The organism is Pseudonocardia sp. SID8383 (genome assembly GCF_009864975.1).
GTDB classification, from domain to species: domain Bacteria; phylum Actinomycetota; class Actinomycetes; order Mycobacteriales; family Pseudonocardiaceae; genus Pseudonocardia; species Pseudonocardia alni.
Map to the genome: position 1 here is coordinate 1 of NZ_WWFY01000372.1, position 23,776 is coordinate 23,776.

The 23,776-nt window shown below is 73.9% G+C and carries 26 protein-coding genes, 2 pseudogenes and 1 riboswitch; of the genes and pseudogenes, 9 read left to right on the top strand and 19 right to left on the bottom strand.

The window, feature by feature from the left end; translation table 11 throughout:
* Nucleotides 1-335: pseudogene (locus GTW08_RS08760) on the bottom strand (hypothetical protein); the annotation flags it as partial.
* Between the two features lie 59 nt (nucleotides 336-394).
* On the bottom strand, nucleotides 395-1,054 hold the full coding sequence (locus GTW08_RS08765) for a hypothetical protein (protein ID WP_139283003.1): 660 nt from the start codon (nucleotides 1,052-1,054) through the stop codon (nucleotides 395-397).
* Nucleotides 1,055-1,333: 279 nt separating this feature from the next.
* Between GTW08_RS08765 and GTW08_RS08770 the strand changes: the two genes are divergently transcribed.
* The 3 genes from GTW08_RS08770 to GTW08_RS08780 all read left to right on the top strand — a co-directional run bounded on the left by GTW08_RS08770 (nucleotide 1,334) and on the right by GTW08_RS08780 (nucleotide 4,029).
* Nucleotides 1,334-2,755, top strand: a complete 1,422-nt coding sequence (locus GTW08_RS08770) for a hemolysin family protein (protein WP_073577981.1) — start codon at nucleotides 1,334-1,336, stop codon at nucleotides 2,753-2,755.
* On the top strand, nucleotides 2,752-3,741 hold the full coding sequence (locus tag GTW08_RS08775; RefSeq protein WP_073577982.1) for a CNNM domain-containing protein: 990 nt from the start codon (nucleotides 2,752-2,754) through the stop codon (nucleotides 3,739-3,741). Before GTW08_RS08770 ends, GTW08_RS08775 begins: the two co-directional genes overlap by 4 nt.
* Nucleotides 3,742-3,828: 87 nt before the next feature.
* Nucleotides 3,829-4,029, top strand: coding sequence for a hypothetical protein (locus GTW08_RS08780; RefSeq protein ID WP_073577983.1), 201 nt, complete (start codon nucleotides 3,829-3,831; stop codon nucleotides 4,027-4,029).
* A 64-nt stretch (nucleotides 4,030-4,093) separates the two neighbouring features.
* Here the strand turns inward: GTW08_RS08780 and GTW08_RS08785 are convergent, their stop codons facing one another.
* Nucleotides 4,094-5,500 carry a glycine--tRNA ligase gene (locus GTW08_RS08785; protein ID WP_073577984.1) on the bottom strand — a complete coding sequence of 469 codons (1,407 nt, stop codon included), beginning with the start codon at nucleotides 5,498-5,500 and terminating at the stop codon, nucleotides 4,094-4,096.
* A gap of 202 nt (nucleotides 5,501-5,702) precedes the next feature.
* Nucleotides 5,703-5,918, bottom strand: coding sequence for a hypothetical protein (locus tag GTW08_RS08790; RefSeq protein WP_083659053.1), 216 nt, complete (start codon nucleotides 5,916-5,918; stop codon nucleotides 5,703-5,705).
* A gap of 258 nt (nucleotides 5,919-6,176) precedes the next feature.
* Here GTW08_RS08790 and GTW08_RS08795 point away from each other — a divergent pair, with 258 nt between their 5' ends.
* A complete protein-coding gene (locus GTW08_RS08795) occupies nucleotides 6,177-6,506 on the top strand; it encodes a hypothetical protein (protein ID WP_161151751.1) in 330 nt (109 codons plus the stop codon).
* Between the two features lie 331 nt (nucleotides 6,507-6,837).
* Here the strand turns inward: GTW08_RS08795 and GTW08_RS08800 are convergent, their stop codons facing one another.
* A complete protein-coding gene (locus tag GTW08_RS08800; RefSeq protein WP_073577985.1) occupies nucleotides 6,838-7,167 on the bottom strand; it encodes an antibiotic biosynthesis monooxygenase in 330 nt (109 codons plus the stop codon).
* 105 nt (nucleotides 7,168-7,272) lie between these two features.
* Here GTW08_RS08800 and GTW08_RS08805 point away from each other — a divergent pair, with 105 nt between their 5' ends.
* Both GTW08_RS08805 and GTW08_RS08810 read left to right on the top strand, forming a co-directional pair.
* Nucleotides 7,273-7,650, top strand: a complete 378-nt coding sequence (locus tag GTW08_RS08805) for an ArsR/SmtB family transcription factor (protein ID WP_020624590.1) — start codon at nucleotides 7,273-7,275, stop codon at nucleotides 7,648-7,650.
* A gap of 32 nt (nucleotides 7,651-7,682) precedes the next feature.
* Nucleotides 7,683-8,099 (top strand): Fur family transcriptional regulator, encoded by a 417-nt coding sequence (locus GTW08_RS08810; protein ID WP_073578237.1) that lies wholly within the window; start codon nucleotides 7,683-7,685, stop codon nucleotides 8,097-8,099.
* A 10-nt stretch (nucleotides 8,100-8,109) separates the two neighbouring features.
* On the opposite strand, the gene GTW08_RS08815 is transcribed toward GTW08_RS08810, so the two are convergent.
* Entirely contained in the window at nucleotides 8,110-9,498 is a 1,389-nt protein-coding gene (locus GTW08_RS08815; RefSeq protein WP_073577986.1) for an aminotransferase class V-fold PLP-dependent enzyme, read from the bottom strand.
* Between the two features lie 43 nt (nucleotides 9,499-9,541).
* Nucleotides 9,542-9,656: riboswitch (SAM riboswitch) on the bottom strand.
* A 74-nt stretch (nucleotides 9,657-9,730) separates the two neighbouring features.
* Here GTW08_RS08815 and GTW08_RS08820 point away from each other — a divergent pair.
* Nucleotides 9,731-10,375: a hypothetical protein gene (locus GTW08_RS08820; protein ID WP_161151752.1), complete on the top strand. Its 645-nt coding sequence runs from the start codon at nucleotides 9,731-9,733 to the stop codon at nucleotides 10,373-10,375.
* Between the two features lie 76 nt (nucleotides 10,376-10,451).
* Complete coding sequence (locus tag GTW08_RS08825; protein WP_083659055.1) at nucleotides 10,452-10,829, top strand: DUF2795 domain-containing protein; 378 nt, start codon at nucleotides 10,452-10,454, stop codon at nucleotides 10,827-10,829.
* A gap of 39 nt (nucleotides 10,830-10,868) precedes the next feature.
* Here the strand turns inward: GTW08_RS08825 and GTW08_RS08830 are convergent, their stop codons facing one another.
* The 13 genes from GTW08_RS08830 to hrcA form a co-directional block, all read right to left on the bottom strand.
* Nucleotides 10,869-11,285 carry a hypothetical protein gene (locus tag GTW08_RS08830; protein WP_304580210.1) on the bottom strand — a complete coding sequence of 139 codons (417 nt, stop codon included), beginning with the start codon at nucleotides 11,283-11,285 and terminating at the stop codon, nucleotides 10,869-10,871.
* Complete coding sequence (locus tag GTW08_RS08835; protein WP_073577988.1) at nucleotides 11,282-12,109, bottom strand: isoprenyl transferase; 828 nt, start codon at nucleotides 12,107-12,109, stop codon at nucleotides 11,282-11,284. The genes GTW08_RS08830 and GTW08_RS08835 overlap by 4 nt, the downstream gene beginning before the upstream one ends.
* Nucleotides 12,110-12,143: 34 nt before the next feature.
* Complete coding sequence (locus tag GTW08_RS08840) at nucleotides 12,144-12,506, bottom strand: hypothetical protein (protein WP_073577989.1); 363 nt, start codon at nucleotides 12,504-12,506, stop codon at nucleotides 12,144-12,146.
* A gap of 223 nt (nucleotides 12,507-12,729) precedes the next feature.
* Nucleotides 12,730-13,566 carry a DNA repair protein RecO gene (gene recO / locus GTW08_RS08845; protein WP_073577990.1) on the bottom strand — a complete coding sequence of 279 codons (837 nt, stop codon included), beginning with the start codon at nucleotides 13,564-13,566 and terminating at the stop codon, nucleotides 12,730-12,732.
* Between the two features lie 20 nt (nucleotides 13,567-13,586).
* Complete coding sequence (gene era / locus GTW08_RS08850; RefSeq protein ID WP_161151753.1) at nucleotides 13,587-14,489, bottom strand: GTPase Era; 903 nt, start codon at nucleotides 14,487-14,489, stop codon at nucleotides 13,587-13,589.
* Entirely contained in the window at nucleotides 14,486-15,718 is a 1,233-nt protein-coding gene (gene lhgO, locus GTW08_RS08855; protein WP_161151754.1) for an L-2-hydroxyglutarate oxidase, read from the bottom strand. The genes era and lhgO overlap by 4 nt, the downstream gene beginning before the upstream one ends.
* Before the next feature lie 114 nt (nucleotides 15,719-15,832).
* Nucleotides 15,833-17,254 (bottom strand): hemolysin family protein, encoded by a 1,422-nt coding sequence (locus tag GTW08_RS08860; protein ID WP_073577993.1) that lies wholly within the window; start codon nucleotides 17,252-17,254, stop codon nucleotides 15,833-15,835.
* A 37-nt stretch (nucleotides 17,255-17,291) separates the two neighbouring features.
* The gene (ybeY, locus tag GTW08_RS08865) at nucleotides 17,292-17,837 is read right to left on the bottom strand and encodes an rRNA maturation RNase YbeY (RefSeq protein ID WP_073577994.1); all 546 of its coding nucleotides are present in this window, start codon (nucleotides 17,835-17,837) and stop codon (nucleotides 17,292-17,294) included.
* Between the two features lie 91 nt (nucleotides 17,838-17,928).
* Nucleotides 17,929-18,993 (bottom strand): PhoH family protein, encoded by a 1,065-nt coding sequence (locus tag GTW08_RS08870; RefSeq protein ID WP_237453671.1) that lies wholly within the window; start codon nucleotides 18,991-18,993, stop codon nucleotides 17,929-17,931.
* A 131-nt stretch (nucleotides 18,994-19,124) separates the two neighbouring features.
* A complete protein-coding gene (locus tag GTW08_RS08875) occupies nucleotides 19,125-20,021 on the bottom strand; it encodes an alpha/beta hydrolase family protein (protein WP_253067070.1) in 897 nt (298 codons plus the stop codon).
* 161 nt (nucleotides 20,022-20,182) lie between these two features.
* Nucleotides 20,183-20,938: a 16S rRNA (uracil(1498)-N(3))-methyltransferase gene (locus tag GTW08_RS08880; RefSeq protein ID WP_073577996.1), complete on the bottom strand. Its 756-nt coding sequence runs from the start codon at nucleotides 20,936-20,938 to the stop codon at nucleotides 20,183-20,185.
* A 4-nt stretch (nucleotides 20,939-20,942) separates the two neighbouring features.
* The gene (gene dnaJ, locus GTW08_RS08885; RefSeq protein WP_161151755.1) at nucleotides 20,943-22,109 is read right to left on the bottom strand and encodes a molecular chaperone DnaJ; all 1,167 of its coding nucleotides are present in this window, start codon (nucleotides 22,107-22,109) and stop codon (nucleotides 20,943-20,945) included.
* A 45-nt stretch (nucleotides 22,110-22,154) separates the two neighbouring features.
* A complete protein-coding gene (gene hrcA, locus GTW08_RS08890; protein WP_161151756.1) occupies nucleotides 22,155-23,174 on the bottom strand; it encodes a heat-inducible transcriptional repressor HrcA in 1,020 nt (339 codons plus the stop codon).
* A gap of 92 nt (nucleotides 23,175-23,266) precedes the next feature.
* On the opposite strand from hrcA, the pseudogene GTW08_RS08895 reads away from it, so the two are divergent.
* Nucleotides 23,267-23,776: pseudogene (locus GTW08_RS08895) on the top strand (hypothetical protein); the annotation flags it as partial.

Consider the following 23,776-nt stretch of genomic DNA (forward strand, 5'->3'; position numbering starts at 1 on the left):
GTCGCCCCGCCGGCGCAGGCGAGTCCGGCCGCGACCGCGGAGGACTCCCCGACGTGCGCCTCGCGCACCGTGGCCGTCCCGGACGCCGCCTCGGCGGCGAGCGGGTGCGCGGAGTCGTCGAGGGCGCCGAGGTAGAGCAGGCCGCCGACCTCGCCGTCGGTGGTGCCCGCGACCAGCTGGCCGGACTCGACGGAGCCGAACCCGTGCCGGTCGAGCACCCGGACGACGCCGATCCCCGGGCCGCCGGTCACCGCCCAGCGGCGCAGGGCCGCGCCCAGGTCACGACGGGGGTCGGCCGGTGGCCGTGCCGCGGAGGAGGTCGCCGAGGTGCTCACGGTCGCCAGGGTAGCGACGGGGCCTGACGGTGAGCTGAGAACGGGCTACAGCGCGCCGCTCACGAGGACCGTCCGTCGCGGTGGCCCGATCTCGTCGGCGGCGTCGGACGGTGCCGACCGCACGGTGGCGGCCGCGACCACCACCCAACCAGGACCAGCACCGCGAACAGCACCACCGCCGCCCCGACGACCGGGGGCAGCGCCGTCCGCGCGGCCAGCGCGTTCGTGCCGGGCACCAGGGTGCCGAACGGGACGGTCACCGCCCACCAGGAGGCGCTGAAGGGCATCCCCCGGCGCAGGGCGTGGCCGATCAGCACCGCCGACAGCACCGTCCAGCCGGCCGCGAAGCCCCAGGCGGGCGCGCCGTAGCGCAGTCCCGCACCGATCGCGAGGCCGGCGAACGGCTCGGGCAGCAGCCCCTGTGCCTCCCCCGCGAGCAGGTTCGCCGCCGTCACCGACTGCCCGAAGGGCCCCAGCACGATGACGACGGTCGGGGTGTCGGCCAGGGCGAGCCCGGCCGTGCCGAGCCGGACCAGCACCCGTCGCAGCACGCCCAGCGCCACCAGCGACGCCGCCGCGAGCAGCCACAGCACGGTCCCCACGACGCGCAGGCCCGGCTCCGGCACCGGGAACGAGGTGGTCGCGACCGCGACGAACCCGGTCCCCATCACCGCCCCGGACCAGGGCGGACCGGCCTGTCCCGGGCGGGACGTGATCACGGACGGGGATGACCCGCCCCGGCGTTGCACCGAACACCGGTACCGCCGTTCGGGCCATCACAGGGTGACCACCGCGACGGCTGCGTTCCGGAACCGTACGATTCCGGCACGCGTTGAACGCGTCAGACACCCATCAGACCGCGAGTCAGGAGTCATGGACCCCACCTGCAGTCCGCGCGCCGACCGTCCCCGTGACGGCCGGCGACCCCGCATCGTCCTCGTCCCCGCCCCCGCCGTGCACATCCCGGCCGGGCCCGAGACCCGGGCGGTGACCTCCCGGTGATCGGCACGATCCTCGGCATCCTCCTGGGCATCCTGGTCGTCCTCGTGATCACCGCCCTGACCGGCTACTTCGTGGCCCAGGAGTTCGGCTTCATGGCCGTCGACCGCTCCCGGCTCAAGGCCCGTGCGGCCGAGGGCGACACCGGAGCGTCCCGTGCCCTCGACATCACCCGTCGCACCTCGTTCATGCTGTCGGGCGCCCAGCTCGGCATCACCGTCACCGGTCTGCTGGTCGGTTACGTCGCCGAGCCGCTGATCGGTAACGGCATCGGTGAGCTGCTGGGCCTGGTCGACGTCCCGCTCGGCGTCGGTGTCGCGATCGGCACCGTGATCGCGCTGCTGTTCGCCACCGTCGTCCAGATGGTGTTCGGCGAGCTGTTCCCGAAGAACCTCGCCATCGCACGGCCGGAGCCGGTCGCGCGGTGGCTGGCGCTGTCCACCAAGACCTACCTGGCGCTGTTCGGGTGGCTCATCCGGATCTTCGACGCGGCCTCGAACCTGCTGCTGCGTGCGCTGCGGATCGAGCCGGTGCACGACGTCGAGCACTCGGCCACCCCGCGCGACCTCGAGGCGATCATCGACGACTCGAAGGACTCGGGTGACCTCAACCCGGAGTTCGCGGTGCTGCTGGACCGCGCCGTCGACTTCGGCGACCGCACCGCGCGGGCCGCGATGATCCCGCGGCCGCGGGTGTCGTGGGTCCGCGCCGACGCGACCGTCGAGAGTCTGGTCGGCCAGATGGCCGTCCAGCACTCGCGGTACCCGGTGCTCGGGCCGCCCGCCGAGGCGACGGACACGGAGAACGCGCTGGAGCTGGTGGGCGTGGTCTGCCTGAAGGATGTGCTGGCCCTCGCCGACCGCGACGACCGGCCGTTCGACGAGGTGCTGGTGTCGGACCTGATGCGGGCCCCGGTGCTGGTGCCGTCGTCCCTGCCGCTGCCGCAGGTGCTGGCCCAGCTGCGTGCCGACGACGAGGAGCTGGCGTGCGTGCTCGACGAGTACGGCGGCCTGGCCGGCGTCATCACCGTCGAGGACGTCGCCGAGGAGCTCGTCGGTGAGATCACCGACGAGCACGACCAGGCCGGGACGGATCAGGCACTGCGGTCCGACGACGGCTGGGTCGTGCCGGGTGACCGGCACGTCGACGAGGTCGGCAGGCTGATCGACGCCGAGCTGCCCGAGGGCGACTACCAGACCGTCGGCGGTCTGGTCATGGCCGAGCTGCAGCGGCTGCCGGACGCCGGGGACGCGGTCGTCGTGACGATCCCGGCCGAGAGCCCGGACGACGGGGACCGCGCCCTGCGTCTCGTGGTGCAGGAGGTCGACCGGCGGGTCCCGTCGGCGGTCCGCCTGGAGTGGACCGAACCGGTGACCGCCGGTTCCGAGCAGGACAGCGACGAGCGGGAGGTGCGGGCATGAGTGCCTTCGAGATCGTGGTGTCGATCCTGCTCGTCGCGGCGAGCGCATTCTTCGTGGCCGTCGAGTTCGCGCTCGTCGCAGCCCGGAACTACCGGCTGGAGGAGGCGGCGCTGACCTCGGCGTCGGCACGGGCGGCGTTGCGCAGCGCCAAGGACATCTCGCTGCTCCTGGCTGGGTCCCAGCTGGGCATCACGCTGTGCGTGCTGGGGCTCGGTGCGATCACCAAGCCGGCCGTGGACGACGCGCTGCGCCCGGTCCTGGAGGGCTGGGGCGTCCCCGGCGGGGTCGCGGGGGTGGCGTCGTTCGTCGTCTCGCTGATCGTGGTGACGTTCCTGCACCTGGTCGTCGGGGAGATGGCGCCGAAGTCCTGGGCGATCTCGCACCCGGAGCGCTCGGCGATCATGCTCGCGATCCCGATGCGTGCGTTCATGGTGACCGCCCGCCCGGTGCTGCTGCTGCTCAACGGCGCCGCCAACCGCTGCCTGCGCTGGTGCGGGGTGGAGCCGGTGGACGAGATGGCCTCGGGCCGCAACGCCGACGACCTGCGCCAGCTGGTCGACCACTCGGCGAAGACCGGCACCCTGGACCAGGGGCGCCGTGACCAGCTGGTCACGGCGCTGGAGCTGGAGCGGACCCCGCTGGGCGAGCTCGCCCGCAAGCCGTCCGCGGTGGCCGCGGACGACGACGTCGTGGCGATCCAGGCGACCTGCCGCCGGACCGGTCACCTCCGGCTCGTCGTGCGGGACGGGGACACCCCGATCGGGTACGTGCACGTCCGCGACACGCTGACGCGCGAGCCGGGGACCCGGGCCCGGGACCTGATGCGCCCGGTGCTCACCCTGCCGGCGGACACGCAGTACCACACTGCGGTGAACACGATGCGTGAGCAGCGTGCGCACCTGGCGCTGGTGGAGTCCGACGACCGCCCGGTCGGCATCGTCACCCTCTCCGACCTGGTCGAACGGCTCCTTCCCGAGCCGGTGTAGGAGCGACCCCGGACCGGGTACCCGCGCTGCGCCCGGTCCGGGGCGGTCCTACTCTGGGTCGCCTCCCGATCACCCACGGAGGTTGTGATGACCGCTCCGACGCTGCGCCCCGCCGATCTCGACGACACGGCGCTGGCCAGGCTCAAGCAGCTCGAGGACCGCATCGGCGGCCCGCTCGTGGCCTACCGGCCCGAGTCGCCCTACGCCGCGCTGACCGCCGAGCAGCTGGAGGAGGTGCGCCGCGCCGAGTCCGAGCTGGGCGTGCAGCTGCTGGCCTACCGACGCTGACCGACTCACGACGAACGCCCCTGCCCGGATCCCGGGCGGGGGCGTTCGTGGGTCCGGACCCTGCTCAGCAGCCGAGCAGGCGCGTCGCCAGGTAGGTCTCGACCTGGTCGAGGGCGACCCGCTCCTGCGCCATCGAGTCGCGCTCGCGGATCGTCACCGCCTGGTCGGTGAGGGTGTCGAAGTCGACCGTGATGCAGAACGGGGTGCCGATCTCGTCCTGGCGGCGGTACCGGCGGCCGATGGCGCCGGCGTCGTCGAAGTCGACGTTCCAGTTCTTGCGGAGCTGCGCGGCCAGGTCCTTCGCCTTGGGCGACAGGTCGGCGTTGCGCGACAGCGGCAGCACCGCGGCCTTGACCGGGGCGAGCCTGCGGTCGAGCTTCAGCACGACCCGCTTGTCGACGCCGCCCTTGGCGTTGGGCGCCTCGTCCTCGGTGTAGGCCTCGATGAGGAAGGCCATCATCGACCGGCCGACACCGGCCGCGGGCTCGATCACGTACGGCTTGTACCGGGTGTCGGAGGCCTGGTCGTAGAACGACAGGTCGACGCCCGAGTGGTTCGAGTGCGCCGTGAGGTCGAAGTCGGTGCGGTTCGCGATGCCCTCGAGCTCGCCCCACTCCTGGCCGGTGAAGTTGAACCGGTACTCGATGTCGACGGTGCGCTTCGAGTAGTGGGAGAGCTTCTCCTTGGCGTGCTCGTAGTGCCGCAGGTTCTCCGGGGAGATGCCCAGGTCGGTGTACCAGCGGGTGCGCTCGTCGATCCAGTACTGGTGCAGCTCCTCGTCGCTGCCGGGCTCGACGAAGTACTCCATCTCCATCTGCTCGAACTCGCGCGTGCGGAAGATGAAGTTGCCCGGGGTGATCTCGTTGCGGAAGCTCTTGCCGATCTGGCCGATGCCGAACGGCGGCTTCTTGCGCGAGGTCGTCTGCACGTTCAGGAAGTTTACGAAGATGCCCTGCGCGGTCTCCGGGCGCAGGTAGTGCAGACCCTCCTCGGACTCCACCGGGCCGAGGAAGGTCTTGAGCATCATGTTGAACTCGCGGGGCGCGGTGAACCGGCCGCGGGTGCCGCAGTTCGGGCAGGGGACCTCGGAGAGGTCGTTCTGGTCGGCCTGCTCCGGGTCGCGGCCCTTGCGCTCGGCGAACTCCTCGGCGAGCTGGTCGGCACGGTAGCGCTTGTGGCAGGACTCGCACTCGACCAGCGGGTCGGAGAAGGTGCCGACGTGGCCCGACGCGACCCAGGTCTGGCGCGGCAGGATGACCGAGGAGTCCAGGCCGACGACGTCGTCGCGGCCGGTCACCATGGTCTTCCACCACTGGCGCTTGATGTTGTCCTTCAGCTCGACGCCGAGGGGCCCGTAGTCCCACGCCGACCGGGTACCGCCGTAGATCTCACCGGAGGCGAAGACGAATCCGCGCCGCTTGGTCAGCGCGACGATGGTCTCGATCTTGGCGGAGGTGGGCTTGCTGGCCACTGGCGGTACTCCAGAGAAGGTGGTTCGGAGGTCCCCCGGATACGGGGCGTCCCAGGTTACCGACCCGCCGTGCATCCCCACCCCTTGCCCCGTCCCACTTCCGCCGCGGTGGCTCCGACCGGCCGACCTCGCACAGGTTCCTGCGACCTCGCACACCCTGCAGGGGCTGCGAGGTCGCAGAACGGTCTGCGAGGTCGAGCGCTCACGCGGCACGGTCCAGGGCACGGTGCAGGCGGGCGACGGTCGGGGCGAACGACGCCGCGCTGTGCAGGTCGCCCCACACCCGGCGCACCACCGCGACACCCTCGGCCCGGATCGCGTCCTCCCGCATCTTCTCCCGCCACAGGACCGCTTCCAGGTCGCCGCCGGGGTCGAGCCGCCGGCCGTACGTGATGCGCCCGTCGAACTCCCCCGCCACCCGGGCCTGCTCCCACCAGAAATCGACCCGGCCGAGGACCCGTCCCGCCGGATCCCGCAGCTCCTGCTGGGTGGCCGGTGCGGGCAGGCCGCAGGAGTGGAGGAAGACCCTCCTGCGGGTCTCCCCGGGCCGTCCGCGCCGCCGTCGGCCGCGGCGAGCACCCGGCGGGCGGCCGGGGTGCCGGGACGCCGCGCGGACCGGGCCACGGCGGCAGCGAGTCCGTCGGCGGTGACGGCTCCGGCGTGCAGCGCCGCGTCGGTGACCGCGACCGCCACGACGAAGGGCAGAGCGCGGGCCAGGTCGACGACCGTGCGCGGGACCGTCGTCACCGGGACGCCGTCGACGACGGTGATCTCGTCCGCGACGAGCGTCGCCGCGTGGAACCGCGCCGACGGCGCCGTCCGCGCACCGCTGCGCCGGTTCCTGGTCACCTCCACCCGGTCGAGCGGGACCCGCCACAGCCCGATCCCGTGCATCGCGGCCGCCGAGACGTGGCTGGACACCGCGTCCGGGGACAGGGTGCGGACCGCCGCACGCACGGTCTGCCGGTGTCGTTCCACCGGCCCGAGGTCACCGGCTCCGACGTAGGCGCCGCGGCGCAGCCGGACGAGTCGGCCCGAGGCCCGGAGCCTGCGGAGCTCGTCGTCGCCCACGCCCGCCGCGACCAGGTCCCGGCGCAGCACGGGGGCGGGCGAACCGTGCGCCGGCCGCGGGTCGGGGTCCATACCCCCCACCGTCGCCGTGTGCCGGGAGCGGGGGAAGCCCGTCACCCGTCCGGCTGTGGACGGTCCCGGCTCACGACGGGCGTCGAGCGCGCACTGTGGACAACCCGACCCCGCCGCACCTCGCACACGTTCCTGCGACCTCGCACCGTCTGCATCGGCTGCGAGGTCGCAGGAACGGTGTGCGAGGTCGGGGGTCAGCTCAGCAGGCTGGGGTGGTGGACGGGGGCGGCGCCGGCGGTCACCGTGATCAGGGACTCGTAGGTTGCCTCCGTGGTCGTGTCGGCCTCGGCCAGCAGCGGGTGCACGTGCTCACGGACCGCGAACGGCCCCAGGGCGCGCCGGTAGGCGTCGACGGAGTCGAACCGGACGGTCAGGACCCACTGCCCGGCATCCTCGATCGCCCGGCCCGCCTCACCCCCGCGGCAGCCCGGCCGGGCGGCCAGGAGCTCCAGCGCGCGGGCCGCGCGCGCGGTGAACGCGGCCTCCTCGGAGGGGGACACGCGGAAGCGGCAGACCAGCAGCACGGCGCGACGATAACGAACACGCCTACCATGTGGGGTGCGGCCGGCACGGCACAGCAGCGCCGGGGGGTGTGGCCGCCGCCTCCGGGGAACGGACGGGTCCACCACATGTCTGCCGCAGCCCAGACCACGCACGCACCGGGAGCCGGCCCGGGTGCGGACGACGACCACCACCCCGCGCCCGAGCCCGGCCCGACCCGTGACCCGCGCACCCTGGCCGCCGCGGGCGACCTGCTGCGGGCACTCGCCGCACCGGTCCGGATCGCCATCGTCCTGCAGCTGCTGGAACACTCCCGGTGCGTCCACGACCTGGTGGACGCGCTCGGGGTCACCCAGCCCCTGATCAGCCAGCACCTGCGGGTCCTCAAGGCCGCCGGGGTGGTCGAGGGCGAGCGGAAGGGCCGTGAGGTGCTGTACTCGCTGGTGGACGACCACCTGGCGCACATCGTGGTGGACGCCGTCGCCCACGTCGAGGAGGACACGTGACGGAGACGACCGACCGGACGACCACGGCGACGATGACGCAGCGGTCCACCGCCGGGCCGCGCGGCATCCGCGCCACCCGGCAGCGGGCCGCCGTCACCGCGTTGCTCGACCGTCTGGAGGACTTCCGGTCCGCCCAGGAGATCCACGAGGAGCTGCGGCGCGCCGGTGAGGGCATCGGTCTGACCACGGTCTACCGGACGCTGCAGACCCTCGCCGACGGCGGCGAGGTCGACGTGCTGCGGGTCGCGTCCGGCGAGGCGGTCTACCGGCGCTGCGAGACCGAGCACCACCACCATCATCTGGTGTGCAGCCGGTGCGGCGCCGCCGTCGAGATCGAGGGCCCCGCGGTGGAGTCCTGGACCGAGTCGGTCGCGCAGAAGCACGGCTTCACCGAGGTGTCGCACACCCTGGAGATCTTCGGCCTCTGCGGCCGCTGCTCGGCGGGGTGACTCCCGGGGCTCAGTCCCCGCAGCCGGGGACGGCCTGCAGCTCCCGGTCCCGGGCGAACGGGTCGGCCGGGCGCGGGTCCGGGGTGGGCGCCCACCGACCGTCGACGAGGGCGTAGGTCCAGGCCGGACCGCGCCGCGCCAGGTCGGTCAGCGCGTCGACCAGCCGGTCGACGTCGGAGGAGCCGGTGCGCAGGCCCAGCGAGGCGCGCACCGCGTCGCGGCCGCCGGTGAGCCGCTCCAGCAGCGGGTGCGCGCAGAACCGCCCGTCGCGGACGCCGATGCCGTACTCGGCGGACAGCGCCGCCGCGACGAGGCCGGCGGGCAGCTCGCCGAGGGTGAACGAGACGGTCGCGGTGCGGTCGGCGTCGGGCCCGTCGTCGAAGCAGGACAGGATCCGCAGGCCGCGGACGGTCGCCAGACCCGCGCGCAGCCGGGCGGCGAGCTCGCGCTCGTGGGTGGGCACGGCGTCGTCGATCAGGTCCTCGAGGGTGCGGCAGGCCGCGCCCAGCGCGGCGGCGCCGAGCACGTTCGGGGTGCCGCCCTCGTGGCGTTGCGGCGCGGGCAGCCACTCGGTGACGGTGCCGCCCGGGCCGTCGACGGCGTCGTCGGCCGTGACGCCGACCGACCGGACCGCTCCCCCGCCCGCGACGTGCGGCTCGGCGGCGTCGAGCCAGTCCCGGCGGCCGACGAGGACCCCGGCACCGAAGGGCGCGTAGAGCTTGTGCCCGGACAGCGCGACGTAGTCCGCGCCCCACCCGGCCAGGTCGATGCGCCGGTGCGGGGCGAGCTGCGCTGCGTCGACGCACAGCCGGGCGCCCGCGGCGTGCGCGATCCGGGCGATCTCGGCGACCGGGAGGAGCTCGCCGGTCACGTTGGACGCACCGGTGACCGCGACCAGCGCGGCGTCGGGACGGGCGGCGAGCTCGGCCCGCAGCGCGTCGAGGGTCGCGGCGATGCTGTGGCCGGCCCGCACGACCCGGTGCTCGGCGCCACCGGAACCGCCCCGCCAGGCCAGCAGCGTCGCGTGGTGTTCCAGGTCGAGGGTCACCACCGGGCCGGGCACGGCGCGCGCGAGCAGGCCGAGCGCGTCGGTGGTGTTGCGGGTGAACACCACGATGTCGTCGGCGCGGGCCCGGACGAACCGGGCGACGTCGGCGCGGGCGTTCTCCACCAGGGCAGTGCAGACCTTCGAGGTCCAGCCGGCGCCGCGGTGCACGCTGCCGTGGTAGGGCAGCACCTGCGCAACGTGCGCGGCGACGCTCTCCAATGCCGGCGCCGACGCGGCGGAGTCGAGGTCGCAGTAGCGGGCCCACCTGCCGTCGACGAGCGGGACGGTGAGGTCCGCGCCGACGACACGGGGCAGCGCGTGCTGGACGGGACGCGACAGGGCGAGGGTCATGATCGGGCCTCCGGCCGATCTCGGGGACCCGGCGTGGCGCACGGATCCGCGCTTGCCGACTGCGGGTGTCGCGTCGGCCCGGTCATCACCCGGGGCACCCCACCGCGGAGGAGGGTTGCCGTCCAGCGAGCCGGGGCTTCGCGCTGGCACTCGTGACCTTCGCGGCCGAAGCTAGCAGACCGTCTCAGAAGGAGACACCGTGACCGTCGCCACCCCGGATAGCGTCTGAACGATGACCGACACGCAACCCGCCCCAGGCACGGTACGGCGGATCGACGTCCCGGAGTCCGGCGAGCTTGCCCAGCTGGCGGCGGTGTTCGACGACCTGCAGTACGTGCTGCAGTGCTGCGAGCACCTGGTGACCGCGCTCGGCGGTCCGGAGTCCGGTCCGGTCCGGGTGGCCGCCGACCCGGCCCTGGTCGAGGCACTGTGGACCGGCGCGGTGATCGGCTACGTGCGCTGCTTCTCCGGCCGCACCAAGACCCTCACGAAGGACGACCTGTCCACCCTGGAGCTCGAGGGTGACGTCACCGGGTTCCACGACATGATGTCGACGCTGCGCGACCACTACGCGTCGCGGCACGTCAACCCGCGTGAGTCCTACGAGATCGGCGTCGCCCAGTCCAACGACGGCGACCCGCGCGGTGTCGCGGTCGTCTCCACCCCGCGCCCCCAGGTCGACGAGACCACGGTGCGGCTGCTCGGCCGGGTCGCCTACAGCCTGTCCGGCCTGGTGGACGCGCGGATGACCAAGGCCCAGAACGACGTGCTGGGCGTGGCGCACGCGATGACCGCGGGCCAGCTGGCGGCGCTGCCGATCGTGCACCTCAGCGACTCCGGGGACGCCGCCGGGGAGACCACGGACACCGACGGCTGACGGGTGCGGCCGTCCGTGCATGGACGGCCGCACACCGGCTACCCGGTCACCGAACGTCCACGACGAGAGGTGACCCATGACAGCCCGTACGACGACCGCCGACGCCGTCCGCAGCGCCCTGCACGGTCTGGAGTTCCCCGCTTCCAAGGACGACCTGGCGTGGACCGCCGAGCGCAACGGCGCCGACGCCGCGACGGTCGAGGCCCTGCGGGCGGTCCCGGCCGAGGAGTACTACACCTCGATCGGTGCCGTGGTCTCCGCCACCGACCTGCGCGAGGACGACCCGGCCGCGCAGACCGCGGGCGACACCGACGGGGAGACCCGCGAGGAGACCGAGCAGCTGCGCCGGCAGCGACGCACCGGACACAACGCCTCGGGCCTGTCGGAGTCCGGCACGGACGCCGACCCGGTCAACCCGATCGCCGAGGAGCTCGGGACCAACCGCAAGAAGTGACCGGGCCACGGCCGGGGGTGCGCCCCCGGCCGGCCGGTCTCAGCTCTCGACCAGCTCCGCGCGCATGCTCGACGCCGAGGACACGACCAGCATCAGCAGGGTGCCCATCGGCCCCTCATCCAGCCCGGCCGCGGGGAAGGCGTAGCGCAGGGTCACGTCCCAGCCGCGCTCGCCGCGCACCGCCCGGGGCGTGCCGAACAGGCCCTCCCCCACCCCGAGGCCGACCCGGCGCGGCACGTCGTGCTCCGGGTCGTCGGACTCCGGCAGGTCCCACGCGACGACGCAGGTCAGGTTGAGGACGGGCAGGCCCTCCTCCAGCTCGGTGCCCTGCACCACGCACAGCACGCCGCCGTGGGCGAAGGTCAGCGCGCCGTCGTCGTCGGTGGTGACGTCGTGGAACCGCTCCAGCGCCCTCCTGGCGGTGGTGAGCATCCCGGAGATCACATCGGTGGTCACGGTGTCACTCCATCGTTCGGGACGGCGGCGGCCGTGTCGATGCTCGCGCCCGCTCCGCGACGCTCGGAAGCTCCCCCGAAACGCCGGTCCCGGCGCGCGTAGATCTCGATCGCCTGCCAGATGTGGCGCCGGTCGAAGTCCGGGAACAGCGTGTCCAGGAAGACCATCTCGGCGTAGGCGCTCTGCCAGAGCAGGAAGTTCGACGTCCGCTGCTCCCCCGAGGAGCGCACGAACAGGTCGACGTCGGGCATGTCCGGCTCGTCGAGGTACCGGGCCAGCATCCGCTCGTCGATCTTGTCGGGGTTGATCCGGCCCTCCGCGGCGAGGCGGGCGAGATGCCGCACGGAGTCGACGATCTCGGCGCGGCCGCCGTAGTTGACGCACATGGTCAGGTTCAGCACGTCGTTGCCACGGGTGCGCTCCTCGGCGATCTCCAGCTCCTTGATCACCGACCGCCACAGCCGCGGGCGCCGGCCCGCCCAGCGGACCCGGACCCCCATCGCGTCCATCTCGTCGACGCGGCGGCGGATCACGTCGCGGTTGAAGCCCATCAGGAACCGGACCTCATCGGGGCTGCGCCGCCAGTTCTCGGTGGAGAACGCGTACGCCGACAGCCAGCGCACGCCCAGGTCGATGCATCCGCGGGCGACGTCCATCAGCGAGGCCTCGCCCCGCTTGTGGCCCTCCGTGCGGGGCAGGCCGCGGGCGTTGGCCCAGCGGCCGTTGCCGTCCATCACGAGGGCGACGTGGCGCGGCACCAGCTCCGGCGGGATCACCGGGGGCCGGGCACCGGACGGGTGCGGTGCGGGAGGCTGGAACGGCACGTCGCCGACCCTACGTCGGGGACGGCGGACGGGTTCAGTCGCGGTGGTCGGGCTGCGGCCAGGCCGGCACGGCCGGGTCCTCCAGCCGCTCGATGGTCTCGCGCAGCCGGCGCATCCCGCGGTGCCCGCGGATCCGGTCGGCCTCCGTCATCGGCTCGGACTCGTCGGGCCGGATCACCGGCAACATCGGGATCGCCGGCCACGCGCCGTCCTCGGTGCGGGCCCGGACCTGACGCATCGCGCGGGTCGGCCCGTCCTGCGGGGACTCCGGCATCGCCTCGGTGCGGACCGGGAACTGCTGGGTCGGCGGCACCGGGATGCGCTGCGTGGCGGCCGGGAGACGGTGGGTACGACCGGTGTGGTCGTCGTCCGGCGGCGGGGTGTGGGGTCGGTTCACGACTGCCTCTCCGACGGGGCTGGGGTCCCCTCGATCACAGGAGCGTAACGAGACCGCGGAACCGGTTGCCCATCGAAAGCGATGATCACCCGGTGGAGTCGGCGGAAGTCCCGTGCGACGCGACCGGCGGCACCACGACGGGCGGCGCGTCGGTACGTCAACCGCTCGACGAAGCGGACGGGCCGCTCACGGCACCCCACGCCGGGACACACGTCCGACCGGACTAGCCGGGGAGAGCGTCCGGGGGTGTCGCTTCTCCGCCGTCCGGCGGTTCCGGGGCGGGCCCCGGCACCCCGGATGCGACGACGGCGGCGGGCCGGACCCGGGCGCGGCGGTCGACCAGGGGCAGCGAGCGCAACTGCCGCTCCAGATGCCACTGCAGGTGCGCCGCGACCAGGCCGCTGGCCTCACGCCGGGTCGGGGTGCCCGAGGCGTCCGCGGTGTCCCAGTCGCCGTGCAGCAGCGCGGACAGCAGGGCCACCGTCTCGGTCGACGGGGTCACCGAGCCCGGCGGGCGGCAGCGCGGGCACACCATGCCGCCCCCGGCGACGGTGAACGACCGGTGCGGGCCGGGGGTCGCGCAGCGCGCGCACTCCGACAGCGACGGCGCCCACCCCGCGTGGCTCATCGCCCGCAGCAGGAACGCGTCGAGCACCAGGGCCGGTTCACGGGCGCCGTCGGCCAGCGCCCGGGTGGCGCCGAGCAGCAGCAGGTACACCCGCAGGCTCGGCTCGCCCTCCTCGGACACCAGCCGGTCCGCGGTCTCCAGGATCGCGCAGCCGCAGGAGTACGCCGACCAGTCCGCGACGATCGCCGGGGCGAACGCGTCGACGGTCTGGGCCTGGGTGACCACGTCCAGCGTGCGCCCGGTGTAGCACTGGACATCGACGTGGTTGAACGGCTCCAGCCGCGCGCCCCACCGCGACCGGGTGCGGCGCACGCCCTTGGCGACCACCCGGATCTTGCCGTGCCGGCGGGTCAGCATCGTGATGATCCGGTCCGCCTCGCCCAGCTTCTGCACCCGGAGCACGATCCCGGTGTCGCGGTAGAGCTGGGCCACGCACCCAGTCTAGGTCCTGCTCAGAACCCCAGCTTGCGCAGCTGCTTCGGGTCCCGCTGCCAGTCCTCGGCGATCTTCACGTGCAGGTCGAGGTGCACCCGGGTGCCCAGCAGCTTCTCGATCTGGCGACGGGCGTCGCTGCCGACCTGCTTGAGCCGGGCACCGCCCTTGCCGATCACGATGCCCTTCTGGCTGGACCGCTCGACGTAGATGATCGCGTAGATCTCCAGAAGGTCCTTCCTCTCGATCGTCTCCTCGACGACGACGGCGATCGAGTGCGGCAGCTCGTCGCGCACGCCCTCCAGCGCCGCCTCCCGCACGAGCTCGGCGACGAGCACGTCGGTCGGCTCGTCGGTGAGGTCGCCGTCCGGGTAGAGCTGCGGGCCCTCCGGCAGCAGCCCGACCAGCAGGTCCGAGAGCAGCGACACCTGGAAACCCGACCGCGCCGAGGTCGGCACGACCTCGGTGAACTCCATCAGGGCCGACACCTCGGTGAGCCGCTCGGCGACCTGCTCGGGGCGGGCGGTGTCGGTCTTGGTGACGACGGCGACCACCGGGGTGTGCGCGGCGATCCGCCGCAGCTCCTCGGCGATGAACCGGTCGCCCTTGCCGACCTTCTCGTCGGCGGGCACGCAGAACCCGACGACGTCGACCTCGGACCAGGTCTCGCGCACCAGGTCGTTGAGCCGCGACCCGAGCAGGGTCCGCGGGCGGTGCAGCCCCGGGGTGTCGACCAGGACGATCTGGGCGTCCGGGCGGTGCACGATCCCGCGGATCGCGTGCCGGGTGGTCTGCGGGCGCGAGGAGGTGATCGCGATCTTCTCCCCGACCAGCGCGTTGGTCAGCGTCGACTTGCCGGCGTTGGGCCTGCCGACGAAGCAGGCGAACCCGGACCGGAAGCCCTCGGGCTGTGCGCCGGTCACGCCGCACCCAGCCGGTCGAGGATCTCGCGGCCGATCGGCAGGGCCGCCGTCGCCGCCGGGGACGGTGCGTTCAGCACGTGCAGGATCGAGCCGGGGCGGCCCGCGCCGTCCGGGCCGGCCTGGTCGAGGAACAGGAAGTCGTCGACCAGGGTGCCGTCGGCCTTCATCGCCTGGGCCCGCACCCCGGCGCCGGCCGGGTGCAGGTCGGCGGCGGTGACGTCGGGCAGCATCCGCTGGATCTGGCGGACCATCGCCCGCGTCGACAGCGAGCGGCGGACCTCGCCGATGCCGTAGCGCCAGTGCGTGCGCGCCACCTTGACCATGCCGGGATAGGTCAGCGTGCCCAGCAGCTCCTTCGGTCTGATCGTGCGCCAGTCGTAGCCCTCACGGGCCATCGCGAGCACGGCGTTCGGGCCGGCGTGGACGGTGCCGTCGATGCCGCGGGTGGCGTGCACCCCGAGGAACGGGAACGCCGGGTCGGGCACCGGGTAGATCAGGCCGCGGACCAGCGAGGCGGCCCGCTCGGAGAAGCCGGAGTACTCGCCGCGGAACGGCACGATCCGCACCCCGGGGTCGGCACCGGCCAGGCGGGCGAGCTCGTCGCAGCGCAGGCCGCCACAGACGACCGCGCGGGTGCCGAGCAGGTCACCGCGGGTGGTGCGCACGACAACGTCGGACGGGCGGCGGGCGAACCCGGTGACGGTGCGGCCCAGGTGGACCTCGCCGCCGTTCTTCTCCACCAGCTCGCCGAGCTTCTCCGCGACCAGCCGGTAGTCGGTGATGCCGGTCGAGGGCACCCACAGCGCGGCGAGACCGCGGACGTCGGGCTCGTAGGTGCGGATGCCGTGCTCGTCGAGGCGGTGGTTCTCCACGCCGTTGGCGGCGCCGCGTCGGGCCAGCTCGTCGAGCCGGGGCAGCTCCTCGGGCTCGGTCGCGACGACGAGCTTGCCGCACACCTGGTGCGGCAGGTCGTGCTCGCGGCAGAACGCGATGGTCTCGGCACACCCGGCGACGGCCAGACGTGCCTTGTAGCCGCCCGGCGCGTAGTACAGCCCGGAGTGCACGACGTTGGAGTTGTTGCCGGTCTGGTGGTTCGCCAGGCGCTGCTCACGCTCGACGACGGCGACGCTGAGCCCGTTGCGGGTGGCGGCGTACGCGGTGGCCAGGCCGACGATCCCACCGCCGACGACGACCAGGTCGTAGCGCGGTGTCGCGGGCAGCCCGGTCACCGGGCACGCTCCGCGGGGAAGGTCGTGCGGGCAGCCATCAGGTCCTCCTCGCGTCCCGCCCGTGGCGGGACGGTCACGTCCGTCGGTCGCTCCCCGTGGCCGGGGGCGGCCAGGTCAGTGCCGGTCGGCGCCGGCGTGCTCGGTGGGGTCGCCGGCGACGTGGTCGGGCACGTCGGACTCCCGGGTGTCCCGACGCGGCTCGTCGTCGGTGTCCTCGGTCTCGGCCGGCTCCAGCGGGCTGACCAGCACCGAGGTGATGCGGACACGGCCGCGGGCGTCCTTGCCGCCCTCGCCCTGCAGCCGCAGCAGGCCGTCCAGCTCGGCGGTGGCGCCGGGCAGCGGCACCTTGCCCAGCCGTTGGGCGAGCAGCCCGCCGACGGTGTCGACGTCGGCGTTCTCCAGCGCCTCGTGCAGCTCGTCCTCGCGCGGGGTCCCGCGGAACCGCCCGGCGAACAGCTCCTCGAGGTCCTCGGCGGGCAGCCGGGCGGAGACCCGGAAGGCGCCGTCGGAGGCCTCGGCGACCTCGGGCACCTCCTCGGTGTCGTACTCGTCGGTGATCTCGCCGACGATCTCCTCCAGGATGTCCTCGATCGTCACCACGCCCGCGGTGCCGCCGTACTCGTCGACGACGACGGCCATGTGGTTGCGGGTGCGCTGCATCTCCCGCATGAGGTCGTCGCTGCGCTTGGAGTCCGGCACGAAGGCCGCGGGGCGCAGGATGTCGAGCAGCGGGACCTCACGCTCTCCGCGCCGGGCCTCCTCGCGGGCCCGGACCAGGTCCTTGAGGTAGGCGATGCCGATGACGTCGTCCACGCCCTCGCCGAGCACCGGGATGCGCGAGTAGCCGCTCTTGAGCGCCAGGCGCAGTACCTTCTCCACCGGGGTGTCGCGCTCGGTCCAGATGAGGTCCGGCCGCGGCACCATGATGTCGCGGACCGGGGTCTCCCCCAGCTCGAACACCGAGTGGATCATCTTGCGCTCGCCCTCGTCGACCACGCCGCGGTTGCTGGCCATGTCGACGAGCTCGCGCAGCTCCACCTCGGTGGAGAACGGGCCGTCGCGGAAACCGGGGCCCGGGGTGATCGCGTTGCCCAGCAGGATCAGCAGCTTCGCCAGCGGGGACAGCACGACGCCGATCGCGCGGATCGGGCCCGCGAGCAGCAGCCCGATCCGGTACGGGTGCTGGCGGCCCAGCGTCCGCGGGCCGACCCCGATCAGGACGTAGCTGGCGAGCACCATGAGAACGCCGGTGAGCAGCAGCCCGATCCAGGTGGCGGAGAACAGCGGCGCGAGCGCGACGGCCAGCAGGATGATCGCGACCGTCTCGCAGGTGACCCGCAGCAGCATCAGCAGGTTGACGTGCCGCGGCCGGTCCGCGACGACGGCGGCGAGCGCCTTCGCGCCGGCGCGGCCGGCGCGCACCACGGCGTCCACCCGGGCGCGCGAGATAGACATGAGGGCCGAGTCCGCGGCGGCGAACACCCCGGCCAGCAGCACGAGCAGGACCGTCGCGACGATCAGCCAGACGGTGGTCACTTCTGCTCCTCGGAGAACGTGGTCGTGGGTCTTCCGGTCACCGGCCGGACTCGTCCTCGAAGCCGGCGGCACCGAGCAGTCGGTCGTCGCTGCGCTTCTGGGCGTCCCGGGCGCGCTCGCGGGCCCGGTCGGACCGCCAGCGGACCAGCAGCCGGTTCTGCAGTGCGAACATCTCGCGCTCGTCCTCGGGCTCGAGGTGGTCGTACCCCAGCAGGTGCAGGATGCCGTGCACGGTCAGCAGGTGCAGCTCGTCGGCCAGGGTGTGCCCGGCCTTGCGCGCCTGGTCCCGGGCGAAGGCCGGGCAGAGCACGACGTCGCCGAGCAGGGCCGGACCCAGGTCCGGCGCATCGGGGCGCCGGGTGTCCTCGACGAGGGAGTCCATGGGGAACGCCATGACGTCGGTGGGACCCGGCTCGTCCATCCAGCGGACGTGCAGCTCCTCCATCGCGTCCAGCCCGACGGCGGTGATCGCCAGCTCGGCGGACGGGCTCACCTTCATCGCGTCCAGCGCGTACCGGGCCACCGACACGACCTGCGCCTCGTCGACCGTGATCCCGGACTCGTTGACGACCTCGATGCTCACGCCGCCGCTGCCCTGCCCCTGCTCGCCGATACGGATGTAGGGGGCAGCCTAGACGGCCGTACCGACGGTCCCGGTGCCACCCGCCCCCCGGTCACCGCCGCCGGTCGGGACGCCGCGCCGGACCGTTGCGGGGTGCGCCGTTGCCGACGGCCGCCGTGCGGTGCTCGGACGCGTCGAACCGGGCGTAGGCGTCGACGATGTCGGACACCAGGCGGTGCCGGACCACGTCGGCGCTCTCGAGCCGGGAGAAGTGCACGTCGTCGACGCCGTCGAGGATGTCCTGCACGACGGCCAGGCCGGACCGGGCGTTGCCCGGGAGGTCGACCTGGGTGATGTCGCCGGTCACCACGATCCGCGAACCGAAGCCGAGCCGGGTGAGGAACATCTTCATCTGCTCGGGCGTGGTGTTCTGCGCCTCGTCGAGGATGATGAACGCGTCGTTCAGGGTCCGGCCCCGCATGTAGGCCAGCGGCGCGACCTCGATCGTCCCGGCGGCCATCAGCTTCGGGATGGACTCGGGGTCGATCATGTCGTGCAGCGCGTCGTAGAGCGGGCGCAGGTACGGGTCGATCTTCTCGAACAGCGTGCCGGGCAGGTAGCCCAGCCGCTCTCCCGCCTCGACCGCGGGCCGGGTCAGGATGATCCGGTTGACCTGCTTGGCCTGCAGCGCCTGCACGGCCTTGGCCATCGCCAGGTACGTCTTGCCGGTACCGGCCGGGCCGATCCCGAAGACGATGGTGAAGGCGTCGATGGCATCGACGTAGCGCTTCTGGTTGAGCGTCTTGGGGCGGATGGTCTTCCCGCGCCGGGACAGGATGTCCAGGCTCAGCACCTCGGCCGGGGACTCGCCCAGGCGCTCGTCGGCGGTGTTCTCCGCCGAGAGCATCTGCACGGTGCGGCGCACGTCGTCCGCACCGACCAGCTGGCCGCGCTCGGCCAGGGTGATCAGCTCGGCGAACACCCGCTCGGCGAACGCGACGTCGCCCGGGTCCCCGGACAGGGTCAGCTCGTTACCGCGGACGTGGACGTCGGCGGTCAGCTCCTCCTCGGCCGCGCGCAGGCTGTCGTCGCGGGAGCCGAGCAGGGACAGGACCGCGGTGTCCGGCACGGCCATCCTCGACCGGACGGTCCCGCCCGGTGCCGCGGTGGACCGCAGGTCGGTCCGGGGGGTGGAGCCGGGTTCGGTGCCGGTCAAGAGTGTGTTCGCCTGCCTCGTACGTCGGGTCGCCGGACTGCGCCGATCGTACCGGTCGGACCGCCGACGGCACCCGCGGATTCTCCCGCGGATCAGGCGGGGGCGCTCAGCCGTTCCACGGCCTGCAGCGCGGCGGCCCAGCCGGGGTGGGCGACGTCGATGAGCTGCAGGTGGTTCGCGCCCTCGACCCGCACGAGCTCCGACCGGTCACCGGCGGCCGTCGCGGCGGCGACGAAGTCCTCGCTCTGGGAGAGCGGGACCACCTCGTCGGCGGTGCCGTGCACGCACACCGACGGCACCCCGAGCGGGACGGCCTCCAGCGGACTGGTCGCCCGGAAGCGGGCCGGGTCGGCGCCCGGGGTCGCCGCGACGAGGTCGGCGACGGCGCCGTCGCCGAGCAGCATCCCGCCGGCCAGGTCGAGCACCCCGGCCAGCGAGACCACCCCGGCCGGGCGGACCACGGGCGTCGCGCCCGGGTCGCCGGGGGCGAGCGTCGCGCGCATCGCCAGCCAGCCCGCGAGGTGCCCGCCCGCCGAGTGCCCGAGCACGACGAGCCGGCGCAGGTCGAGCCGGGTGGAGCGCAGGGTGGCGAGGTGGTCGGCGGCCATCGCGACGTCGTCGAAGGTGGAGGGCCAGCCACCGCCGGCGCCCACCTTCCGGTACTCGATGTTCCAGACCGCGAAGTCCGCCGCGACCAGCGCGTCGACGACCGGACGCATGATCGTGAGGTCGGTGCCTGCCCGCCAGAACCCGCCGTGCACGACGATCACGGTGCCGCGGGGCAGGTCCCGGCTCGCCGGGAAGGTCAGCTCGCCGAACTGGTCGGGCTGGCCGCCGTAGGCCATCCGCTCGGTCCGCGGGGCGGTCTCGTCGCGCGGGGGCCGCCGCGGGGCCGCGGGGGCGTCGTTGCCGCAGGCGCCGAGCAGCGGGGTGGCGGCGAGGCCTGCCAGCAGCGTGCGGCGTCCGATCCGGGGAGCGTGGTCACTCACGCGGCGGATGATGACACCCGCGCCCGGTCCCCGACGACCGGTTCGCCGGATCGTGACCGGCGTCCGCGTCCCTCCCCGCCCTGCTCCCAGGGTCACCCTCGTAGCGCTCTAAGCCCCGAAAGTGACACTGGGGGCGCCCTGGGACGGGTCGGCGAGGGGGCTCAGCGGGCCCAGCGGCCGGTGCGCACGGCGAGCGCACCGAGCGCGACGCAGGCCGCGGTGGAGGCCCGCAGCACCTCCGGCCCCATCCGGACCGGGACGGCGCCGGCCTCGGCGAGGCGGTCGAGCTCGGCGTCGTCGACGCCGCCCTCCGGTCCGACGGCGAGCAGCACCTCCCCCGCCGCGGGCAGCGCGACCGAGGCGAGGTCCTCGCCCGCGGACTCGTGCAGCACCAGCGCGATGTCGGCGGCACCGACACGGGCGGCGAGCTGCGCGGTGGTCACCGGGCCTGCGACGTCGGGCTGCCACGGGCGGCGGGCCTGCTTGGCGGCCTCGCGGACGGTGGAACGCCAGCGTTCGAGGGCCTTCGCGCCGCGCGGACCGTCGTCCCAGCGGGTGACGCAGCGGGCCGCCTTCCAGGGGACGAACCCGTCGGCGCCGGCCTCGGTGGCGGTCTCCACGGCGAGCTCGCCGCGGTCGCCCTTGACCAGCGCCTGCGCGACGACGACGCGGACCGCGGGTGCAGCCACCCGGGTCACCTCGTGCAGCCGCACGGTCAGCCCGTCCCGCCCGGCGACGTCGACCACCTCGGCGCGGGCGAGACCGCCCCGGCCGTCGGACAGCACCAGCGCCTCGCCGGGGCGCAGCCGTCGCACGGTCGCGGCGTGGCGTCCCTCCGGGCCGTCGAGCACCGTGTCGGAGCCCGGGCCCGGGAGGGAGCCGACGTCGTCGACCAGGAACAGCGGCGCCGTCGTCACCGGGTCAGCGTCCGGTCCAGCTGTCGCGCAGCTTGGAAAACAGGCCGTGCCCGTTGCGGGAGCCGCCGATCAGGTCCGGCTGCTCCTCACCGCGCAGCTCGGCGAGCCGGCGCAGCAGGTCGGTCTGCTCCTTGTCCAGCCGGGTCGGCACCGCCACCTCGACGTGCACGAGGAGGTCGCCGTGGCCGTCGATCCGCCCGGTGGAGCGCAGCCGGGGCATGCCCTTGCCGCGCAGCGTGCGGACCGTGCCATGCTGGGTGCCCGCCTCGACGTCGATCTCGGCGACCGAGCCGTCGAGCAGCGGCAACGGCAACGTGGTGCCGAGCGCGGCCGCGGTCATCGGCAGCGGGAGCGTGCAGTGCAGGTCGGCGCCGTCGCGGGTGAACAGCTCGTGCGGCGCCTCCTCCACCTCGACGTAGAGGTCACCGGCGGGACCGCCGCCGGAGCCGACCTCGCCCTGGCCGGACAGGCGCACCCGCATGCCCTCGGCGACGCCCGCCGGGATCTTGACGGCGACGGTGCGCCGCGACCGGACCCGGCCGTCGCCCGCACACTGGCGGCAGGGGTCGGGGATGACCTCGCCGAACCCGCGGCAGGTCGGGCAGGGCCGTGCGGTGACGACCTGCCCGAGGAACGAGCGCTGCACGCTCTGGATCTCCCCGGAGCCGCCGCAGGTGTCGCAGGCGGTGGGGTGGGTGCCCTCGGCGCAGCCGGAGCCCTGGCACTGGGTGCACAGGACGGCGGTGTCGACGGCGAGGTCGCGCTGCACACCGGCGGCGCAGTCCTCCAGCGTCAGCTCCATCCGGATCAGCGCGTCGGCGCCGGGCTGGACCCGGCTGCGCGGGCCGCGCCCGCGTCCGCCGCCGGCGGTGCCGCCGAAGAACGCGTCCATGATGTCGCTGAACCCGCCGAACCCGGCGAACGGGTCGCCACCGCCACCACCCCCGCCGCGGGCGTCGAGGGGGTCGCCGCCGAGGTCGACGACCCGACGCTTCTCGGGGTCGGTCAGCACCTCGTAGGCGGCGCTGACCTCCCGGAACCGTTCCTGTGCTGCGGGGTCGGGGTTGACGTCCGGGTGCAGCTCACGGGCGAGCTTGCGGTACGCCCGCTTGATCTCCGAGGCGTCGGCGCCGCGCTCGACGCCCAGGATCCCGTAGTAGTCGCGTGCCACCTGGCTCTTTTCCTCTGGGAAGTACGTACAACAACGATGAAAGGTCTACCGACCGGTCAGGATCTCACCCACGTACCGGGCGACCGCATGCACCGCCGAGATCGTGCCCGGGTAGTCCATCCGGGTCGGTCCGACGACGCCCATCCCGCCCAGCGGGGTACCCGATCCGTACCCCACCGTGACCACGGACGCGGTGCGCAGGTCCTCGGCCTCGTTCTCCTCGCCGATCCGGACCGTGACCAGGCCGGAGTCCTGCGAGGCCGCGAGCAGCCGCATGACCACGACCTGCTCCTCCAGTGCTTCCAGGACCTGACGGAGCGAGCCGGGGAAGTCGGTGTGGCTGCGGGTCAGGTTCGCCGTGCCGCCCAGCACCATCCGCTCCTCGGGGTGCTCGACGAGGGTCTCGATGAGCACCGTCGCGAGGTGCAGCAGCGGGGTGCGCAGGTCCTCCGGGGCCGTCTCCGGCAGCTCGGCCACGGCCGCGGAGGCCTCGGCGAGCTTGCGACCGCCCAGGGCGTTGCCGAGGATCTCGCGCAGCCGGGCGACGTCGGCGTCGGCGAGCACGTCCCCCAGGTCGACGACGCGCTGGTCGACGCGCCCGGAGTCGGTGATCAGCACCAGCATCAGCCGGGCCGGGGTCAGCTGCACGACCTCGAGGTGGCGGACCGTGGATCGGGTGAGCGTCGGGTACTGCACGACGGCGACCTGGCGGGTCAGCTGCGCGAGCAGCCGCACCGAGCGGCGCAGCACGTCGTCGAGGTCGACGGCGCCGTCCAGGAACGTCTGCACGGCCCGCTTCTCGGCCGACGACAGCGGCTTGACCTGCGAGATCCGGTCGACGAACTGGCGGTAGCCCTTGTCGGTGGGGATCCGGCCCGCGCTGGTGTGCGGCTGCGCGATCAGGCCGTCCTCCTCGAGGACGGCCATGTCGTTGCGCACCGTCGCGCTCGACACCCCGAGATTGTGCCGGTCGACGATGGCCTTCGACCCCACGGGCTCCTGCGTCGACACGTAGTCGGCCACGATGGCCCGCAGCACGGCGAACCGCCGCTCGTCGGCGTTCATCTCCTCGCACCTCCCCCGGTGTGCCCCGTCCATCCTAGGCGCCGTCGTGGCCGCGCGGCCGGGGCACGCGGCGTGGCACGGTGGGTGGGGTGATGTCCGCACGCCGCTTCGGCCGGCGCTCCCTGCTCGTCGGTGCCGGTGCCGTCGCCCTGGTCGCGGTGGGTACGACCGACCGCTGGCTCCCCGTCGGCGACGTCGCCGGGACCCCGGACCCGGCCGCGCTGCGGGCCCGGATCCTGGCGGGTGTCGTCCCCCACTCCGGCCTGGCGACGGCGACCGGCCGGCTCGGGCTGCCCACCGTCGCGCCGATCGGGTCCGCGGCCCGGCTGCTGTCCACGACCACCCGGATCCGCGTCCAGGTCGCCGACGCGGGCCGCTGGCGGGTCGACGAGCTGACCCCGGTCGGCGAGGTCGACACCTACCGCGACGGACAGGTCGAGCGGATCTGGGACTACGGCGCGAACCGGCTGACCACGGTCTCCCCGCTCGCCCCGGTGCGTTTCCCGCGGGCCTCGGACCTCGCCCCGGCCGACCTGGCCCGCCGGCTGCTCGGCGCGACCCCCGACGACCCGGTGACGGCGCTGCCGGCACGGCGGGTCGCC

What these genes read in the sequence shown, in the direction of transcription:
- GTW08_RS08825 (WP_083659055.1), top strand. Translation starts at nt 10,452, where the DNA reads ATGACAGCCCGTACGACGACCGCCGACGCCGTCCGCAGCGCCCTGCAC.
- GTW08_RS08815 (WP_073577986.1), bottom strand. Translation starts at nt 9,498, where the DNA reads ATGACCCTCGCCCTGTCGCGTCCCGTCCAGCACGCGCTGCCCCGTGTC.
- GTW08_RS08805 (WP_020624590.1), top strand. Translation starts at nt 7,273, where the DNA reads ATGTCTGCCGCAGCCCAGACCACGCACGCACCGGGAGCCGGCCCGGGT.
- hrcA (WP_161151756.1), bottom strand. Translation starts at nt 23,174, where the DNA reads ATGAACGCCGACGAGCGGCGGTTCGCCGTGCTGCGGGCCATCGTGGCC.
- GTW08_RS08780 (WP_073577983.1), top strand. Translation starts at nt 3,829, where the DNA reads ATGACCGCTCCGACGCTGCGCCCCGCCGATCTCGACGACACGGCGCTG.
- GTW08_RS08820 (WP_161151752.1), top strand. Translation starts at nt 9,731, where the DNA reads ATGACCGACACGCAACCCGCCCCAGGCACGGTACGGCGGATCGACGTC.
- GTW08_RS08775 (WP_073577982.1), top strand. Translation starts at nt 2,752, where the DNA reads ATGAGTGCCTTCGAGATCGTGGTGTCGATCCTGCTCGTCGCGGCGAGC.
- GTW08_RS08810 (WP_073578237.1), top strand. Translation starts at nt 7,683, where the DNA reads ATGACGCAGCGGTCCACCGCCGGGCCGCGCGGCATCCGCGCCACCCGG.